Genomic DNA, 18,079 nt, shown 5'->3' on the forward strand with positions numbered 1-18,079 from the left:
TGGAGCAAGCGCCATCTATACAGACACCCGTAGAGCTTGCACCAGGTTCTGAAATGCCTGTGGAGCAAGCGCCATCTATACAGACACCCGTAGAGCTTGCACCAGGTTCTGAAATGCCTGTGGGGCAAGCGCCATCTATACAGACACCCGTAGAGCCTGCACCAAGTTCTGAAATGCCCATGGAATAAGTGCACCGGTGGATGGATTATTGTTAAAGAGTTTGGTGGGCGGGACAGACATGCCCATACTATATTTGTATTGTCAGATCCGTAAAGCTTTCGTATTTTGTAGATGCTTGTGTAAAGCTAATGGTTGAGTGGTCATTGGGGGGTATTGTCACAATTTTGAGTGTATTTTTATTTTAAATAACGAAATCTATAGATGATTTAATAAAACCTTATTGGGTTCGAAAAGAACAATCATTTTGTAAATGTATAAGCAGGAGTGTTTACACAATTCAGTACAGAGAGAATGAGGTTATTTAAAAAGTCATTTATAGTACATTAAAGTAAAGTCATTAAAGAAAGGATGCTTCAGAGCTAGTTAATTTATATGAAAGTCTTTTACTCGAAAGTTTTTACGACAATAATATACAATTAAACCAAAAATTTGAGAAATCATTAGGAAACTTAATGCGTACGGTTTCAATTACAGTTATTGGTGCTGGTTCTTATGGTAGTGCATTAGCCATTGTGCTTGCTCGTAATGGCCATAATGTTCTACTATGGGGATATAATCCTCGACATATCAGAGAATTGCAAGAACATCGTTGTAATCGAACATTTTTACCCGATGTTCAATTTCCTGATAATCTATCCCCTGAAGATTCGCTTGAAACTGCAATAACGGCAAGTCGCAATATATTAATCGCTGTTCCAAGTCATGTTTTCCATGAGGTATTGTACAATATCCGACCTTACTTGGATCAACATTCACGGATTATTTGGGCAACGAAAGGCTTGGAGCATGGTACGGGACGTCTCCTACAAGAAGTTGCTCGCGAAATTCTAGGTGATAAAATTCCTTTAGCTGTTTTTTCTGGACCAACTTTTGCTAAGGAGCTTGCTATCGGCTTGCCTACAGCAATTACGGTAGCAGCTTCTGATGCTGAATTTAGTGAAGAACTACAGCAATTTTTTCATTGTGATAAAAGCCTTAGAGTTTATAAAAATTCAGATATGATCGGTGTTCAATTAGGTGGAGCAGTCAAAAATGTCATTGCTATTGGTGCAGGAATATCAGATGGTATGGGATTTGGAGCAAATGCGCGAATAGCTCTTATCACACGAGGATTAGCTGAAATTAGTTGCTTAGGCATTGCTATGGGCGCGGAGCTTTCAACATTTATGGGAATGACAGGTTTAGGTGATCTGGTTTTGACATGTACTGATAATCAGTCGCGCAACCGCCGTTTTGGGATGCTGCTTGGCCAAGGAATGGATATAAAAGAAGCGGAAAAACAGATTGGTCAGATTATTGAAGGCTACTTAAATACTAAAGAAGTGCGTATGTTAGCACAACGTATTGGGATAGAAATGCCAATTACAGAGCAAATTTACTACGTGCTCTATTGTGGTAAAAGTGTATCTGAAGCGGCCAATGCATTACTAAGTCGTGAACTCAAAGATGAGATGCATGATACAGTACGCTTTTAAATTATTTAAATCTATGAAAGATATGATCATAACATAAAAAGAACTGAGAAGAAATTGCACTGATTATTTTATAAGACGATAAGCTTTAGCAAACTGGAGGCTTATAAGAGCCAGTTTTTTATGCCATATAGGCTTAAACATAAAAATTTTAATCATCGTTTAAGTCAGAGCTTTTCTTAAAAAAATATCGCACTATACGTATCATTTTACCTAAAAGAAAGTGCTCAATATACTTCTAAAACGGTATAGAAATAATCATTTTTTATTTTAGTTATTCTCCTTGAGCTTCTTCACTTTGTTTTAATTCTTCAAGGATAGGCATAGACATAATATTATAACCTGAATCAACGTAATGAATTTCACCAGTAACCCCTGAAGATAAATCAGAAAGCAGGTAAAGAGCAGATTTTCCGATTTCGTTAATGTTTACATTACGACGCAGGGGTGCATTTCGGCGTTGATACGAAAAAATTGCTCGTGCAGCTGCAATGCCATTGCCAGCTAAGGTCCTAATAGGACCGGCTGAAATTGCATTAACACGGATATTCTGAGAACCAAAGTCGGCTGCTAAATAGCGTACCATAGCTTCTAAAGCAGCTTTCGCAACACCCATGATGTTATAATTAGGAACAACTTGCTGTGAGGCACCATAAGTGAGTGTTAAGAGCGTACCTCCATTAGGCATAAGCTTACCCGCACGCTGCGCAATTTCAGTAAAGGAATAAGCTGAAATAACCATTGTGCGCTTAAAATTCTCACGTGTTGTTACATCAACATAACGTCCTTTTAGTTGAGTCTTGTCTGAAAAGCCAATAGCATGAACAACAAAATCTATAGTTTTCCATTCTTTTTCAAGATGTTTAAAGATGCGATCAATATTTTCAATTTTTTCGACGTCACACTCAAGTACTAATTTACAGCCGATTTTTTCCGCTAATGGTTGAACACGTTTTCCGAAAGCCTCTCCTTGATAGGTAAATGCTAATTCAGCTCCTGCTTTTGCAAGTTGACATGCAATGCCCCAAGCAATTGAATGATCATTTGCAACCCCCATAATAAGGCCACGTTTGCCCTCCATCAAACCTTTCATATTATTCTCCGTAAGACCGTGCTTTTTTTTAAAATCAGCTAAGAGTTCCTATTTATACATAACGCTGGAAAACGAGCGTTGCATTGGTACCGCCAAAGCCAAAGGTATTTGACAAGACAGTATTAAGTTGTTGATGATCACGGCGCTCACGAACAATTGGCATATCGGAAAAAGCTGGGTCAAGCTCTTCAATATGGGCACTTTCGCAAATAAAATTATGATTCATCATTAACAGCGTATAGATTGCTTCTTGAACACCTGCTGCTCCCAAAGAATGACCAGTCAGAGATTTTGTGGCGGAAATTGGTGGACATTGGTCACCTGCTCCAAAGATACGGCGAATTGCCTCTATTTCAGGAGGATCCCCAACAGGCGTTGCTGTTGCATGAGGGTTAATGTAATCAATTTTATTCTTCACGGTTGCAAGTGCCATGCGCATGCACCGCTCTGCTCCCTCTCCTGATGGAGCAACCATATCATGCCCATCAGATGTCGCACCATAACCAACAATTTCTCCGTAGATTTTTGCACCACGTGCTTTAGCGCGTTCTAGTTCTTCAAGAACTAAAACGCCAGCTCCACCAGCAATAACAAATCCGTCCCGATGAGCATCATAAGCACGGGAAGCTTTTGCTGGCACGTCATTATATTTGCTGGACATAGCACCCATGGCATCAAATAAAACAGATAATGTCCAATCCAAATCTTCGCAGCCACCAGCAAAGATGCGATCTTGCTTGCCATATTGTATAATCTCATAAGCATTGCCAATACAATGATTAGAGGTAGCACAAGCAGAAGAGATTGAATAGTTCACTCCTTTAATTTTAAAAAAAGTTGCGAGTGTTGCGGATGCTGTAGAACTCATAGCTTTAGGCACAACAAAAGGGCCAACACGTTTTGGACTTTTTTGGCGTGTAATGTCAGCAGCTTCAACGATTGATTGCGTTGAAGCACCTCCAGAGCCCATAATAATACCCGTGTGTTCATTGGATACTTCATAGGGTTCTAAGCCGGCATCAGCAATTGCTTGATCCAGAGCGATATGATTCCAAGCTGTTCCGCGTCCATGAAAACGGAGAGCACGTCTATCAACAAGTTCTTCTATATTAATATCAGGTTTACCGTAAACTCTACTACGGAATCCTAATTCGGCATACTGAGGTGCGTAAGAAATCCCGGATTTTGCTTCATATAAGCTGGTTAAAACAGCTCCTGGGTTATTCCCAATCGCGGAGACAATCCCCATTCCGGTTACAACAACTCTACGCATTCATACCTCCTTGTTTCATACAGAATATAAAATATATTTATTCTCTTATTGGAAATAATTTTTAGTCTTCTTTGAAGAGAGCAACGCGTAAATCACTCGCTTTATAAATGTTTTCTCCATCTGCTTTCACCCATCCATCTGCTATTCCCAAGACCAAATTTCCACGTCGAATACGCTTAAAATCTATTCCATATTCAAGAAGTTGGGTTTGTGGCGTTACCATACCTGATAATTTTACTTCACCTGTTGATATAGCCCTCCCTTTTCCTGGTTCGCCTAACCAACCGAGAAAAAAACCTGTTAATTGCCACATGCCATCCAAACCAAGACACCCTGGCATGACGGGATCGCCTATAAAGTGACAATTAAAGAACCATAGGTCTGGAGTAATGTCAAATTCGGCACGAACCATCCCTTTATTGTATTCACCACCAGTTTCATCGATTTCTGTGATTCGATGGACCATCAACATTGGTGGTGCTGGTAATTGTGCATTTCCCTTACCAAACATTTCGCCGCGAGCGCAGCTTAGAAGCTCTTCATAAGTGTAGCGAGACTTTTGTTCAGCCATTGTTACTCCATTTATTTGCGTATATTTTTCTTCTGCGCTTTTCCCCGACCTACTTTTAGAGCAAATTTTAAGGAGAGGGAAATGATTTATATTAATTTTTAATGACAGCAGCCCTTTTTTATGTATCCTGCACGGGTAGTGATTTAAAATGGAATAAAAAATTATACCATAGTGTTCCCATTTTTTTGTGTTTTAATTCGATTGGGATAAAATATATTGTGATTTGTAATATGTTAGTAAATGCAGAAAATTTAGGTTTTAATGAAGAAGAACAGTCCACGAAAGACTGTGGGAAAGTTGTGAGGTGTTATTCTATACCTATGTTAGAAAAACATTTACGTCAAAATGGTTTACGACCAACACGCCAGCGGTTGGAACTTGCTAATATGATTTTTTCGCAAGGCAACCGTCACATTGCTGCTGAAGAGCTCTATGAAGAGGCAATTAAATTAGGGGTTCCTGTATCTTTAGCAACAGTTTACAATACGCTTCATCAATTTACAGAAGCGGGGTTGTTACGGATTATTGCCGTAGAAGGTTCGAAAACTTGGTTTGATACCAATACATCTGATCATTACCATTTTTATATAGAAGGCGAAAATCGTATACTTGATATTCCGTGCAATTTGGAAGGAGCTCCTATTATTGGAAATTTGCCGAAACCACCAGAGGGTATGGAAATTTCCCATGTAGATTTGATAGTTCGGTTGAAACCAAAAAATTGATCGGATGAGGGAACGGGGAGAATTCAAAAAGAAATAAAATTAAACTGAGTTTGTTTAAAGATTCACCAACTGTTTATTTTTTCATCAGGATAGATTCCCCATAACTGTGATTGATAAAGCCATCCACGGATATTATTGATCTTTAGTTCGCACCAGTATCCATTGCATTGACGAATATTACCAATGACATTAGGCTCTACTTCTGCAACAACTTCTGCGTTATCTGCTGGGCTTTTGCGGAGCATCAGCCTTTTTGTCTTATCTTTTTGCCATGGAATAGTTATAGCGGTTCGCTTTCCTGATAAAAGTGATTGATAAACCCAGCCTTCATCGCCTTCGGCGTCACGAATTTTACGCCATTGATCGTATTCTTGGATGATTTCAATAGGCAAACCCTGCTTTTTGTAAGTAAAGATGATAGCATAATCGCTTCCTGGTCCGACACGCACATTAACGCGGGTGGGTTTAATTGAAGCAAATCGCGGAAGTGGTAGACCACTAGGTCCTAAATTTTGTTCTAGATTTTGATTGAGTGTTTGTGCGTGTAAAAAATCAGGTGAACTGAATATAAAGATTTCTGCCATTAAGAGACATGATGCGAGCACTGAAAATCGGAACCAACGAAAATATTGCACACTTAAACCCTTTATATCTTCATTTTTGTATCAGCAACTTAAGACCTGGAAGATAGTATCGAGAACTGATAAAAGCTATGACATATCGGTAGTTAAAGAGATCTAAACAATCAGAAAATTTTTGCGCGAATAACACGATAAATAAGAAAAAAATTTGAATTTCTTAAATGGTCACTCTGTTTATAAAATACATCTGTAAATAAAATTCAGTTTTCATGGATCACATGCTGGAGACAAATATCGAAAAGGTTGAATACTTTGCAGCGCTATATCAGTTTTGTGAAAGATGGTAGTAAAGTCTTGCGTTTATCTGCCTGGTTTATTTGTGAAACGGGGATAAAATTAGACTTAGATTATGAATCTGAAAAATTATTCGATAATAGGTCAATAAAGAGATTAACGTGTGCTTTGAAGTGCAATTCTATAATGGATATAGTAAACAGTTGATGAACCGTTTAAATGAAAAAGCATACGTAACATTGAGAGGGCAATATAGACAAATGTTAATTTCTAATATTCATCGATGTAAAGATGAGAGTCCTTAGTATCAAAGCTTGTTACAGACTTTTTAGTTTAATCATAGCAGGATAAAAAATCTTATTTTTTGTAATACTGTAGCTAAGCAAGCAGATTGGGGTGCATGAGCACGCGTTCATTTCAGATCATTATGAGATACAAAAAATTACAGAATTCTATCGCTTTATTTAAACTTTAAAAAGTAATCAGAAATCGAGTAGCTAACTTCTTTTACGACACACTTGCATATTATGAGAGTAATGTGTTTTTTATCTGCTATGATCAGGAGGGCTGAAAGATGTTCAATGTTTTCAGATAAGAAAATCATCACAGAGGGGGTAAGCAAAGAAAAAATTGTTTTAAGGGACAACAGAAAAGCCCTTTACAATGCACGACACACCCTCTGTAGCAATAAATGCTCTTAAATAATTTTAAACGATAAATTATTCTGTAATGCTTAAAATAGCTAGAAAACAAGGACATCCCAATACTACTTACTTATAGGAAAAAACACCCACTACTGCAGATAACAGATAAAAAAAATCCCCAGACAATACAAATAACGTGGGAAAAATTCAACTCATAGTACGAACACAGACGCACCCTTCCGCTATTTTATTGATATCACTACCAAAGGAACTTTATAACACATGAGTAAAGGCACACTATTTTAGGGAAGAACCTCGACAATTGCTAATAAGACCTTCCCTTTGTGCACGCTTACGAGCAAGTTTACGTGTACGACGAACAGCCTCAGCTTTCTCACGAGCACGTTTCTCTGATGGTTTTTCATAGTAACCACGCATCTTCATTTCACGGAAAATGCCTTCACGCTGCATCTTTTTTTTCAGAGCACGGAGCGCTTGATCAACATTATTATCACGAACGAGTACTTGCACTATTTATCCTGCTTTATTTTAGTGTCACAAATAATAGGAAAAAATCCAGTTTCTTTTAAAAATAAATCTAAAAGAACACCCCTTACACGTGTATCCTACGCGTAATGGGCACCTATATATCATATAAAGAAGGTGTTTGTCTATAGCGCTTTTTTAAATTCTCATCTTTTTACTCTAAGATGCTTTTGATAACAGATGATTGAGTTCACAATTACAAGCTTATGAAAGTCTTTGTATCTGATTATTTTCGTAAAGATACATTTTTTCAGCAATAGGGGAATACGGTAAACCAGGCATAGTAATGATATCTCCGCAAATGATGACAGCAGAAACCTGCACTTGCCAAAAGATGAACTTCACGTACAGGAATTTCAAAATCAAAAAGAGCATCATATTGAGTGGGATCAGAAGAAAAAGAATATGGTGTTTTGTCATATAAATAGAGCATGTATCATAACTTCTTTTTCCCCAATATTCAAGTTGTTTGAGAATAGAGGTTGGAATGATGGTTCCGCGTCCGCCATAGAGATTTTTTTATAATACAATTAATTTTTTCAACAAGAGGAAGATCGTCTCAAAACTTTAAAATGGGTATTTTTGTCTTCAATTAAGGTAATGGGTTTTTATGCAAGTTTTGTGGCGCTTTTTCCACCTTGTTTCCAATGTTTGCAAAGAACAGCCTTGTGTCCAGTGGTTGCAACTATTTTTTGTAACGTACTTATTTCAGCATCGTTATTGATATCAAAATGATTGATAGTGACAACACAAGGGATATTGTAGTGCTACATGTTTTTTATTGTTGTAAAAGATTGGTTGCCCCGCTTTTCTAAAACGATGACGTTTTGTTCTTTGAGATTGTTTTTATCGACCCTACCATTCTTTCTTAATAGGTGAATTGTTGCAGCAATCACCTTAGCATCTTGTACAAGATCTGTTTGTCGACATTATAATGTTGAAGAATTTTTCTGCTCTAAGATCGATTCAAAATCCCACTTTTGTAATAACATAATCGGAGAATTTTAAGGCAGTTTTTGTTGTAATAACTGAATTACAGTCATGAGCAATGTTAGCGAAAGGTTATCCGTGAATAAGGACAGGGTTATTTTCAATGTTTGTACGAGATTGGGTTACATAGCACCTTTGAGCAGAACTGTCATTGCACCTTCTATATTAAGATCAGTATCTGTTACGGGCATTTTATCATACCGATAGGCAACAATAACTTTTTTGAGTTTTTGTGTAAGATTTTTTAGATTTTTAGCGAGACAAAAGGTAGCCATAATTTCTGATGCAACAATAATATCAAGATCTGTTTGACGTGGAAATTCTTTGGTTACTTCGCCCAATGAAATAATGATATCACACAATGCAGGGTCATTCATATCCAGGATTTGTTTCCAAACAATTCGGCGTGGCTCAATATTGAGAGTTTTTCCCCAGTAAATATGATTATCGATCAATTGCTGTGAAAAGATTATGAGCAGCTGTGATGGCGTGAAAATCGCTGGTAAAATGTAAATTAAGGTCATCCATTAGGACGACTTGGGTATAACCACCTCCAACAGTATCGCTTTTTAGACAAAAACAGGGATCTAAAGAGGTTTTCTCAAGATGGATATGGTTTTTTTCAATGAAATTGAGAGGATTATTAAGGCCCACCGTTGTTATTGTTTTTGCTTCTCTAGCAGGTATTAGATTGATAGCTGTAACGAGAATAAATTTACCATCGGGATTTTTATTGAGCGATTTTATATATATATGCAGAAGAAATTTCAGCTTTATCATGTCCATAAGGAATGATATTTTCATATGCGATACCAATTTTTTGTGCAATTTTAATGATATGATGCTTTTGAGTAGTGCAAGCAATTTCAATATCTATTTAGGCATGAAAAAATTCTTTAAATGTGTCTTTAATATTTGCATTGAGGATGTGTACTATAATCGGACGAGAGAACTTATAGCACATAGAGGCACAGAACATCATAAAGATTGGTGATATACTGTGCAAGAAGGAATGTTAAAGTGGAACGAGAAGAAGTTCTATAGTTTTTTAGAAAAAGGAATCTCTACGTTTTTCGTTCTGAAAAGCCTTGAAAAGAAATGCCTGATTCAGGAAAAGAACCTTTATATCAATATGTTAAAATTTTTATGAGAGCGCTGTGTGACGCTCTTTCATTCTTCCGAGAGTGTATTCTATCCAGATTTTCTATATCTTAGAGTTTTGTGGAAGAGAACTTGGTTAAAATCGTGCAGAGTCTTTAAAGAGAACAGAATATTGAGTTTTAAAAGATAAAAGCAATTTTCAGAAATCTCCGTTTTTGATGAGTGAAAACACATGAGGCATCCGGTGCGTTTAAAAAATATTCCACAAAAAAATCCTGATTCACAATCAAAAAGCAGACATTTTGCTATATGATAACGTCATTAAGTACATAGATAAAAAGCGGTTCAATAAGGAGATTATCGTTCAATAATCCCAATAACATATTGAAGAAAAACTAGAGATCTCATGAATGGCGCACCCGAAGAGATTCGAACTCCTGACCCCCAGATTCGTAGTCTGGTGCTCTATCCAGCTGAGCTACGGGTGCACAGTTTAATTTTTATCTTAATTTAAGAACAAAGGGTTCCTAATCGTTTCATTGAGGAATTGCAAGTAAAACTTGATGAAAATAAAAATTTTATCTCTTTGTGTATGATACCTTTTTAAGAAGACTAAAGTGTATTTGCAGTTCCAGTTTCATGTTGACATGGTTATTTTTTGTTATGTTAACGGGACAAACCAATATGAACGATAGTTAACTTGACGTTTAAATCTACGAAAGATAGTCAAATGAAAATGAGATATGTGTTTTACGGTGGGGGATTAAGGTGCACTACCTGCAATTTTGATGTAAAATTCGGATGTTACTGTTGAAGACTGTTTCAGACAAATTTGCATATTTATGAAACAGTAAGGATAGATGTATGGAGTTTTCAAAAAAGATCTTTCCACTAATATGTTTTGTTTTTATTTTGATGATTACTTATTGGGCAGGGAAAAAGAGTTCAGAACAATTCATTTTATTAGTGGATAAAACAACAAATATATCGCATAAACTCTCAAAAATTTCTATGGGAAAGCCGCCAATAAAGGTTGTTGTTGATCTTGTAAAAATTCAAGATTTTCGTGAACAGTTGAATGTGCTTGGGAGTGGACGGGCATTTGCGGCGGTTGAGTTAACCCCTTGGTCATCAGGTGTTATTGATAAGTTTTTTGTGTCAGCTGGTGCAAAAGTACAAGTGGGTGATGTAATTGCAAAGCTTGATTCTAAAAAGGAAGAAATAGCGACTGCAAAAGCAAAAGTACAACGTGATAATAGTGCATTAACGCTTTCACGTATTCTTAAATTACGCGAAAGCAAGACAGCAACAGAGGTTCAAGAAATTACTGCACGCTTAGAGTTGGATAATGCGAATTTGGTTTTGCGTAATGCTGAGTTAGATCTTGAACGGCGAACAATTCGTACGCCGCTTAGCGGGGTTGTTGGCATTTTATCCATTGATGAGGGTAATGCTGTAGCTCTTAATACTGTAATAGGTCGTGTTGAGAATAGAGAACGTATTTTAGTCGATATATGGGTTCCTGAACGGTACGCATCGCATATTCATAAAGGAGATGAAGTGACTGCGACATTAATAGCACAGCCGGATAAAATTTTTATTGGTCATATTTATGCGATTGATAATGTTATTAATCCAGAAAGCCGCACACTTCATATTCAGATTGAAATCAAGAATGAAAAAGATACACTTATATCTGGTATGTCTTTTTCTGTTGCATTGCAATTTTATGGTGGTTTACTTCCTGTTGTTAATCCTCTTGCAATTCAATGGAACAGAAAAGGATCATTTGTTTGGCGTGTGAGAGACGGAAAGGTAGAGCCCATTCCAGTATCAATTATTCAGCATAAGGCAGATCAAGTGTTTGTGAAAGCAGCTCTGAAAAATGGTGATCAAATTGTCATTCAGGGAGTACAGATGCTTTATCCAGGAAGTCAGGTAACGATTGATGATCCAAAAGCCCATCATCAGCAATTATTAGTACTTCCTGAGCAGGATGTACGATGAGTCGAGAATTGAACACAAAGCAGCTTATAGCACAGGAAGAACAAGGTGGTATAATTACTTTATTTATTCGCAGACCGGTTTTTATCTTTGTTTTGAATGCTATGATTATAATTGCAGGGTTTGCTGCATGGCTGAATGTTGATGTACGAGAACTTCCGGATGTTGATACTCCAGTAATAACAATTATGACAGCTTTTGCTGGAGCATCGGCGGAAACAATAGATCGTGAAGTTACAAAAATTATAGAAGATTCTATTTCTCGTGTTTCAGGTGTTAAAACAATTTCTTCAACTTCTTCTTTTAGTCGTTCACGTGTGGAGATTAATTTTAATGTTGGTGTTGATTTGAATGTTGCAGCATCTGATATTCGTGATGCACTCTCTCGCGTTGCTGATTCTTTACCTAAAGACGCGGATTCACCTTTAATTATTAAAGCAGATTCAAATGCTGCTGCGATGATGTATTTGGTTGTGACATCACCAACGATGAGTATTGATGATTTAACAATGATCGTAGACAATCAAATTGTTGATGCACTTTCTGCCGTTGATGGTGTTGGTGATGTACAAATTGATAATGCGCGCACGAAGATTTTTCAGATTGATGTTGATCAAGCAAAACTTGCTAGCTACGGGATGACCGTGGCGGATATCGCACGTATTCTTGCTGATATGACAACGGATGTCCCGGTGGGGTTATTGCGCAATTCTAAGCAAACTTTAATTGTCCGTGCTACTGCGCGTTTAACAACACCAGAAGCTTTTGAACAAGTTGTTTTAAAACCTCATGTGCGTCTTGGTGATGTGGCGTATATTACTTTGTCACCTGATATAGAAACAGTAATTCTTCGTATCAACGGAAAGACAGGAATTGGGTTGGGGATTGTGCGTAAAGCGCAATCTAATACCCTTAATATTTCTCAAGATGTTCGAACGGTTGTTGATCGTCTCAAAACTGTTATTCCTTCTTCTGTGCACATGAGTATTATTAGCGATGATGCCATTTTTGTTAAGGCTGCACTTCATGAGGTTGAGGTTGCGTTGGTCGTTGCGGTTCTCAGTGTTATCTTGGTTATTTTCCTTTTTCTGAGAGATGTTCGTGTAACGCTTATTCCCGTCTTATCTATTCCTGTTGCTTTGATTGGGACAATTGCTGCCATTTACCTTGTAGGGTTTTCGTTAAATATTCTCACGTTTTTAGGATTTGTTTTGGCCACAGGGCTTGTGGTGGATGACGCGATTGTTGTTCTTGAGAATATTGTTCGATGGCGCAATATGGGTTTTGGTCCCCGGGCTGCGGCGGTGTTGGGAACACGAGAAGTGTTTTTTGCTGTTTTAGCAACAACATTGACTTTAGTTGCGGTTTTTGTACCTATTTCTTTTCTTCCCGGGCAAGTTGGAGCACTTTTTAGAGAATTTGGTTTTGTGTTGGCAATTTCTATTTTGCTTTCTTCGTTTGTTGCTTTAACACTTTGTCCTATGTTAGCTTCAGGCTTTCTCAAAGGGCATGCTGAGAGCAATGGAAAAGGAGCGCATCATTTCACTTTTTTGTATGAGTTAGGCTCTCCTTTTAGAAAAGGATACCACTATAGTCTGCATAAATGTTTGGGAAGACCTTGGATGGTTATTTTTACTTCGCTTATTTTTGCTGGTCTTTGTGTTGGAGGCTATACGAAATTACAACAGGAATTGACGCCAGAAGAAGACAGAGCCCTTATCTTTTTGGTCATTAATGGACCACAGGGTATTTCAACACAATATCTGAATGAACAGGTAAAGCAAATTGAAACGAGTTTACAACCGTTACGTGATTCCAGAGAGATTGTTAACAGTTACTCTCTCACTGGCATTGGTGGTTCGCCCAATACTGCTTTTTTGGTTTTGTTGCTTTCATCTTGGGACAAGCGTTTGCGTAGTCAACAAGAGATCGTGGAAGATATTAATGCAAAGGTTAGACATTTTCCAGCAGTTTTTGTATTTGCTGCGCAGGGAAATTCTTTAGGCATTAGAGGAATTGGTCAAGGATTACAATTTGCAATTCTTGGAAATGATTATACAAAATTACAGCCAATTGCTGATAAGCTTGTGAGTGCTTTGCAAGCTGATCCGCATTTTATTCGCCCACGGCTTACTGTTGATACAACGCAACCACAATTTTTTATTGAAATTAATCGAGAAAAAGCCTCTGATTTAGGAATTGATATCAGCAATTTGGGTAATACATTACAAGCAATGTTAGATGGAAAAAAAATTGGTTCCGTTTATGTGGATGACCATTCTTATGATGTTAAACTGACATCGCGCAAGAATCCTATTGATAATCCTCATGATTTAGAAAATATTTTTTTAAAAACCAAAGGAAGTCAATATGTTCCTTTATCAGTTATTGCGAGCTTGCATGAAAAAGCCATTGCACCTCAATTAAAACGAGAGAAACACATGAATGCTATTATTTTAAGCGCAAATCTTGCTCCAGGTGTCGTTTTAGGGAACGCTTATCAGGCTGTACAGAAAATTGCTGCTCCGTTGTTGTCAGAGAGAAATTATATTGTTCCTTTAGGCGAAGCTGCCACACTTGGTGAAACATCTTCCAATTTTATGATTGTTTTTGGAATCGCCTTTGTGATTATTCTATTGGTCTTGGCAGCACAGTTTGAAAGTTTTGTTTCAGGATTTATTATTATGGCTACTGTACCATTAGGGATTGGTTGTGCTGTAATTTCTATGCTTTTAAGTGGAGTAAGTCTTAATATTTATAGTCAAATTGGTTTAATTTTGTTGGTTGGGGTTATGGCTAAAAATGGTATTCTTATTGTTGAATTTGCAGATCAGTTACGTGATCAAGGTAAAAGCGTGCGTGAAGCTGTAGAAGAAGCAGCGAATATTCGTCTTCGTCCAGTTTGTATGACGATGATTTGTGCCATTTCAGGAGGGATTCCTTTGGTTTTAGCCAAAGGTGCTGGTGCAGAAGCACGTATAGCTTTAGGTTGGGTCATCGTTGGCGGTTTGGGTTTAGCAACTATTTTTACGCTTTATGTTACACCGGTTGTTTATCTCTTTCTTGGCCGTTTTGTGAGATCAAAATCAGAAGAAGCTATACGCTTAAGAAGAGAACTCAGCGAAGCTGAATGATTTAATCTGGTAGGGAATATTTGATAATTTTTTTATTTTCGTTTTTAAAATGTCGTTTTCGGGTTTTATCTTTACCCTTTTTGCACCACTTCGTTGTGTACGTGAGGAGTAAAATTGGCTGCAATAAAGGAGAAGTTCCCTGTTTTATTATTGTTTGTGTGTAGATTTCGTTGTCAATAACCATGTGGTATAAGTCCATGGGAGATAGCTTTTCGATTCGAAATGAAAAAGCTTTTGAAGCAGCTTTGCAAGCCTTAAGAAGACACGCCATAAAAGATGGGGTCTATGATATTCGTCGGCATTTTGTAGAGGATGAACGGCGTTTTTCGCATTTTTCCTTAAACCTTGATGATCTTCTTTTCGATTTTTCGAAATGTGGCGTAACATTTAAAACATTGCAACTTCTAGATGATTTGGCTGTTGCAGCAGATGTGTTAGGCAGGCGTGATGCAATGTTTTCAGGGAAAGCTATTAATACAACTGAAAAGCGCTCGGTCCTTCATGTTGCACTACGTTTGCCTGCTGATGAAGTTTTCATGTTAGATGGCAATGATCTTGTTCACAATATTCAGGATGTTCTTGCTGATATGGAAAGATTTTCTGACATGGTCCGCAATGGTAGCTATAAGGGAAAAAGTGGTGAGAAGATAACTGATATTGTGAACATTGGTATTGGTGGTTCTGATCTTGGGCCTGCAATGGTTACACATGCTTTAAAACCCTATCATGATGGTCCAAATTGTCATTTTGTTTCTAATGCTGACAGCGCCCATATTTCTGATATTTTTTCTGTTTTGAATCCTGCAACAACACTGTTTGTTGTTGCTTCTAAAACTTTTACAACGGCTGAGACAATTGCAAATGCTCAAGTTGCACGTCAATGGATTATTTCACATTTAGGGGAAGAAGCTGTTTGCAAACATTTTGTTGCTGTTTCAAGTGCGCTTGATAAAGTAGTAAAATTTGGCATAGATTCTTCGAGAACTTTTAGATTTTGGGATTGGGTTGGAGGGCGTTATTCGATTTGGTCAGCCATTGGCCTTGTGGTTATGTTAGCGATAGGAGGGAAGAATTTTCGCCAATTTCTCGAAGGTGCTCAGCAGATGGATCGACATTTTAAAACTGCACCTTTGCATAAAAATATTCCTATTCGATTTGCCCTTTTAGGGTTTTGGCATCGTGTTGTTTGTGGTTATGCATCACGTGCTATCATTCCTTATGCACAGCGTTTAGCTCGCTTTCCAGCTTATTTGCAACAACTCGATATGGAATCAAATGGTAAGCAGGTTTCTTTGGATGGCAAAACATTAACTTTTTCAAGTGGTCCGGTTGTTTGGGGTGATTCAGGGACAAACGGACAACATGCTTTTTTTCAGCTTTTGCATCAAGGAACAGATGTTATTCCTGTAGAATTCATTTTATTTATAAAAGGGCATGAGCAAAATTTACATCCTATGTATGATATGTTGGTAGCGAATTGTTTAGCGCAATCAAAGGCTCTTATGAAGGGACGGAGTGTCGAAAATACAAGGCGCATCCTCGTAAAAAGTGGAATTGATGAGCGTGAGAGTGAGAATCTAGCACTTCATAAAAGTTTTGCGGGAAACCGTCCCAGTATGATGCTGGTTCAAGATTTGTTGACACCTTTTGCACTCGGTCGTCTCATTGCACTTTATGAGCATCGTGTTTTTGTTGAAGGTGTTTTGATGAATATTAATTCATTTGATCAATGGGGCGTTGAGCTTGGTAAAGAATTGGCAAATGAATTGTTACTAATTCTTCGCGGAGAAAACAAAGCAAATAACCGCGATAGTTCAACATTAGGTTTGTTGGCCCATATTCAGACGAGACGTAGGGAATAAAAATATTTTAATAAATACCGTTTTAACTGATATTTGGCGGAGAGAGAGGGATTTGAACCCCCGATAGAGTTGCCCCTATGCCGCATTTCGAGTGCGGTGCTTTCAACCACTCAGCCATCTCTCCATATAAGTACAACAAGGTTTTCACTGTTTAAGTATATGACGGGTAGATAAACTTCAATTGTTTTGAGTACAACCCTTTTTTGTTTTTTTGTGGGATTTTATTGACAGAGAACAAAAATTCTATCATATATGCTCAGAATGCAAGCGTGGAGGAATCTGCGCATGTTGGTGTTTGGGAGAATGTATCTCTCTTTTAATCTATAACGACTGATAAAAAGCAGCCTATTTTTCTTTATTAACAAGGCAGAAATCAAAATAAGAGCTGGAGTGAACGGAAGGGTAAAAAATGTTCGCAGTCATTAAAACTGGTGGTAAGCAATACCGCGTTGTTGCTAACCAGGTGGTAAAAGTTGAAAAAATTATTGGAAATGCCGGTGATATTGTTGAATTCAATGACATATTAATGGTTGGGCAAAAAGATAATGCGATTATTGGTGCACCTGTTGTTGGTGATGCTTTGGTTACGGCTGAGATTATAGAGCAGGCACGTGCACGTAAGGTTATTGCATTTAAGAAACGCCGTCGTCAAAATTCAAAACGCACACGCGGTCATCGCCAAGAGGTGACGACATTGCGTGTTTTAGAAATTTTAACAGGTGGTTTAAAGCCTAAAAAAGCAGCTGAAAAGCCAATTAAAGAAGAAGCTACTGTATTAAAAGAAACAACATAGGAAACAAAGGCAACTGCTTCTGTAAAAAAAACTGTACCACAGAAGCAAGCCGCTGTAGTGTCAAATAATAAAGAAGATTAAAGGAGAACGTCCGTGGCACATAAAAAAGCTGGTGGTTCTTCGCGTAATGGTCGCGATTCAGAATCGAAACGTCTTGGCGTTAAAAAATTTGGTGGTGAAGCCGTTATCGCTGGAAATATTATCGTTCGCCAGCGTGGTACGCGTTGGCATCCTGGTGACAATGTTGGTATTGGGAAAGATCATACTCTTTTTGCGCTGTCAAACGGAATGGTTTCTTTTCAAAGGAAAGCGAATAACCGTTCGTATGTCTCCGTTATTCCCACGGTGAAAGCGGTAGAGTAAGCGGTAATGTTTTTTACAATAAGCTGAAATTTCGGTTTCGAAATCTTTAACATTAAAAGGAAAGGCAGGATGCTGTCTTTCCTTTTTTACGTTCTATGATATAATCCAAAATGGGTAATATTTGAAGGAAATAACGAAATAGAATTTGGAAAATGTTTTTCTTAAATAACGAAAAATGGCTGTCATGTCTCCTTTGTATTGAAGGTAGTGATGTAATGAGGGAGGTGGCTGAGAGTTGGTGTATGACATGATTCGGAAATTTTTCTCTACTCTTTAGGTATGAAAAAGTGCCTGAAGATTTATTTTCGGATAGCTATTGTGGGGTTCAAGGGGAAGTATTTGCGCGGTTGTTTTGGTGATGGTAATAATATTTTAGGTTTGTAATGGGTATTAAGGCTATCCGTTTAGAGTTTAGAAGAGAGGGGTATTTATAAAGAGGCTGTAAGAGAGGGA

The 18,079-nt window shown here is 37.6% G+C and carries 11 protein-coding genes, 2 tRNA genes and 3 pseudogenes; 8 read left to right on the top strand and 8 right to left on the bottom strand.

Going from position 1 to position 18,079, the window contains the following annotated elements:
* Both O9A_RS08230 and gpsA read left to right on the top strand, forming a co-directional pair.
* Positions 1-188 (top strand): annotated as a pseudogene (locus tag O9A_RS08230) (cytochrome o ubiquinol oxidase subunit IV); the annotation flags it as partial.
* A gap of 444 nt (positions 189-632) precedes the next feature.
* Complete coding sequence (gene gpsA / locus O9A_RS02025; RefSeq protein ID WP_034458297.1) at positions 633-1,655, top strand: NAD(P)H-dependent glycerol-3-phosphate dehydrogenase; 1,023 nt, start codon at positions 633-635, stop codon at positions 1,653-1,655.
* 271 nt (positions 1,656-1,926) lie between these two features.
* On the opposite strand, the gene fabI is transcribed toward gpsA, so the two are convergent.
* The 3 genes from fabI to fabA form a co-directional block, all read right to left on the bottom strand.
* Positions 1,927-2,745 carry an enoyl-ACP reductase FabI gene (gene fabI, locus O9A_RS02030; RefSeq protein WP_034458300.1) on the bottom strand — a complete coding sequence of 273 codons (819 nt, stop codon included), beginning with the start codon at positions 2,743-2,745 and terminating at the stop codon, positions 1,927-1,929.
* A gap of 52 nt (positions 2,746-2,797) precedes the next feature.
* Complete coding sequence (gene fabB / locus O9A_RS02035) at positions 2,798-4,018, bottom strand: beta-ketoacyl-ACP synthase I (RefSeq protein ID WP_034458301.1); 1,221 nt, start codon at positions 4,016-4,018, stop codon at positions 2,798-2,800.
* Between the two features lie 61 nt (positions 4,019-4,079).
* Positions 4,080-4,589, bottom strand: a complete 510-nt coding sequence (fabA, locus tag O9A_RS02040; protein ID WP_034458303.1) for a 3-hydroxyacyl-[acyl-carrier-protein] dehydratase FabA — start codon at positions 4,587-4,589, stop codon at positions 4,080-4,082.
* A gap of 230 nt (positions 4,590-4,819) precedes the next feature.
* Between fabA and irrA the strand changes: the two genes are divergently transcribed.
* On the top strand, positions 4,820-5,314 hold the full coding sequence (gene irrA / locus O9A_RS02045; RefSeq protein WP_034460163.1) for an iron response transcriptional regulator IrrA: 495 nt from the start codon (positions 4,820-4,822) through the stop codon (positions 5,312-5,314).
* Positions 5,315-5,376: 62 nt separating this feature from the next.
* Here irrA and O9A_RS02050 read toward each other — a convergent pair whose 3' ends face one another.
* The 4 genes and pseudogenes from O9A_RS02050 to O9A_RS02070 all read right to left on the bottom strand — a co-directional run bounded on the left by O9A_RS02050 (position 5,377) and on the right by O9A_RS02070 (position 9,958).
* On the bottom strand, positions 5,377-5,949 hold the full coding sequence (locus O9A_RS02050) for an SH3 domain-containing protein (RefSeq protein WP_034458305.1): 573 nt from the start codon (positions 5,947-5,949) through the stop codon (positions 5,377-5,379).
* Between the two features lie 1,181 nt (positions 5,950-7,130).
* Complete coding sequence (rpsU, locus tag O9A_RS02055) at positions 7,131-7,364, bottom strand: 30S ribosomal protein S21 (RefSeq protein WP_034458307.1); 234 nt, start codon at positions 7,362-7,364, stop codon at positions 7,131-7,133.
* Positions 7,365-7,583: 219 nt separating this feature from the next.
* Positions 7,584-9,246: pseudogene (locus tag O9A_RS02065) on the bottom strand (formate--tetrahydrofolate ligase).
* A gap of 635 nt (positions 9,247-9,881) precedes the next feature.
* Positions 9,882-9,958: transfer RNA gene (locus O9A_RS02070), tRNA-Arg, on the bottom strand.
* 376 nt (positions 9,959-10,334) lie between these two features.
* Between O9A_RS02070 and O9A_RS02075 the strand changes: the two genes are divergently transcribed.
* The 3 genes from O9A_RS02075 (at position 10,335) to pgi (ending at position 16,470) form a co-directional block, all read left to right on the top strand.
* Positions 10,335-11,477: an efflux RND transporter periplasmic adaptor subunit gene (locus O9A_RS02075; protein WP_034458311.1), complete on the top strand. Its 1,143-nt coding sequence runs from the start codon at positions 10,335-10,337 to the stop codon at positions 11,475-11,477.
* Positions 11,474-14,608, top strand: a complete 3,135-nt coding sequence (locus O9A_RS02080; RefSeq protein WP_034458313.1) for an efflux RND transporter permease subunit — start codon at positions 11,474-11,476, stop codon at positions 14,606-14,608. Before O9A_RS02075 ends, O9A_RS02080 begins: the two co-directional genes overlap by 4 nt.
* A 197-nt stretch (positions 14,609-14,805) precedes the next feature.
* Positions 14,806-16,470, top strand: coding sequence for a glucose-6-phosphate isomerase (gene pgi, locus O9A_RS02090; RefSeq protein WP_034458317.1), 1,665 nt, complete (start codon positions 14,806-14,808; stop codon positions 16,468-16,470).
* A 34-nt stretch (positions 16,471-16,504) separates the two neighbouring features.
* Here pgi and O9A_RS02095 read toward each other — a convergent pair.
* Positions 16,505-16,594 (bottom strand) — tRNA-Ser (locus O9A_RS02095).
* 285 nt (positions 16,595-16,879) lie between these two features.
* Between O9A_RS02095 and rplU the strand changes: the two are divergent.
* A pseudogene (gene rplU / locus O9A_RS02100) lies at positions 16,880-17,344 on the top strand (50S ribosomal protein L21).
* Between the two features lie 12 nt (positions 17,345-17,356).
* Complete coding sequence (gene rpmA / locus O9A_RS02105) at positions 17,357-17,626, top strand: 50S ribosomal protein L27 (protein ID WP_034458319.1); 270 nt, start codon at positions 17,357-17,359, stop codon at positions 17,624-17,626.
* Positions 17,627-18,079: the final 453 nt, after the last annotated feature.

The sequence above is a fragment of the Bartonella koehlerae C-29 genome, from assembly GCF_000706625.1.
Taxonomy (GTDB): Bacteria; Pseudomonadota; Alphaproteobacteria; order Rhizobiales; family Rhizobiaceae; genus Bartonella; species Bartonella koehlerae.

Bases quoted from the DNA above. Each gene is read 5' to 3' on its own strand.
- gpsA (WP_034458297.1), top strand. From the start codon at position 633: ATGCGTACGGTTTCAATTACAGTTATTGGTGCTGGTTCTTATGGTAGT.
- fabI (WP_034458300.1), bottom strand. From the start codon at position 2,745: ATGAAAGGTTTGATGGAGGGCAAACGTGGCCTTATTATGGGGGTTGCA.
- fabB (WP_034458301.1), bottom strand. From the start codon at position 4,018: ATGCGTAGAGTTGTTGTAACCGGAATGGGGATTGTCTCCGCGATTGGG.
- fabA (WP_034458303.1), bottom strand. From the start codon at position 4,589: ATGGCTGAACAAAAGTCTCGCTACACTTATGAAGAGCTTCTAAGCTGC.
- irrA (WP_034460163.1), top strand. From the start codon at position 4,820: ATGTTAGTAAATGCAGAAAATTTAGGTTTTAATGAAGAAGAACAGTCC.
- O9A_RS02075 (WP_034458311.1), top strand. From the start codon at position 10,335: ATGGAGTTTTCAAAAAAGATCTTTCCACTAATATGTTTTGTTTTTATT.
- O9A_RS02080 (WP_034458313.1), top strand. From the start codon at position 11,474: ATGAGTCGAGAATTGAACACAAAGCAGCTTATAGCACAGGAAGAACAA.
- pgi (WP_034458317.1), top strand. From the start codon at position 14,806: ATGGGAGATAGCTTTTCGATTCGAAATGAAAAAGCTTTTGAAGCAGCT.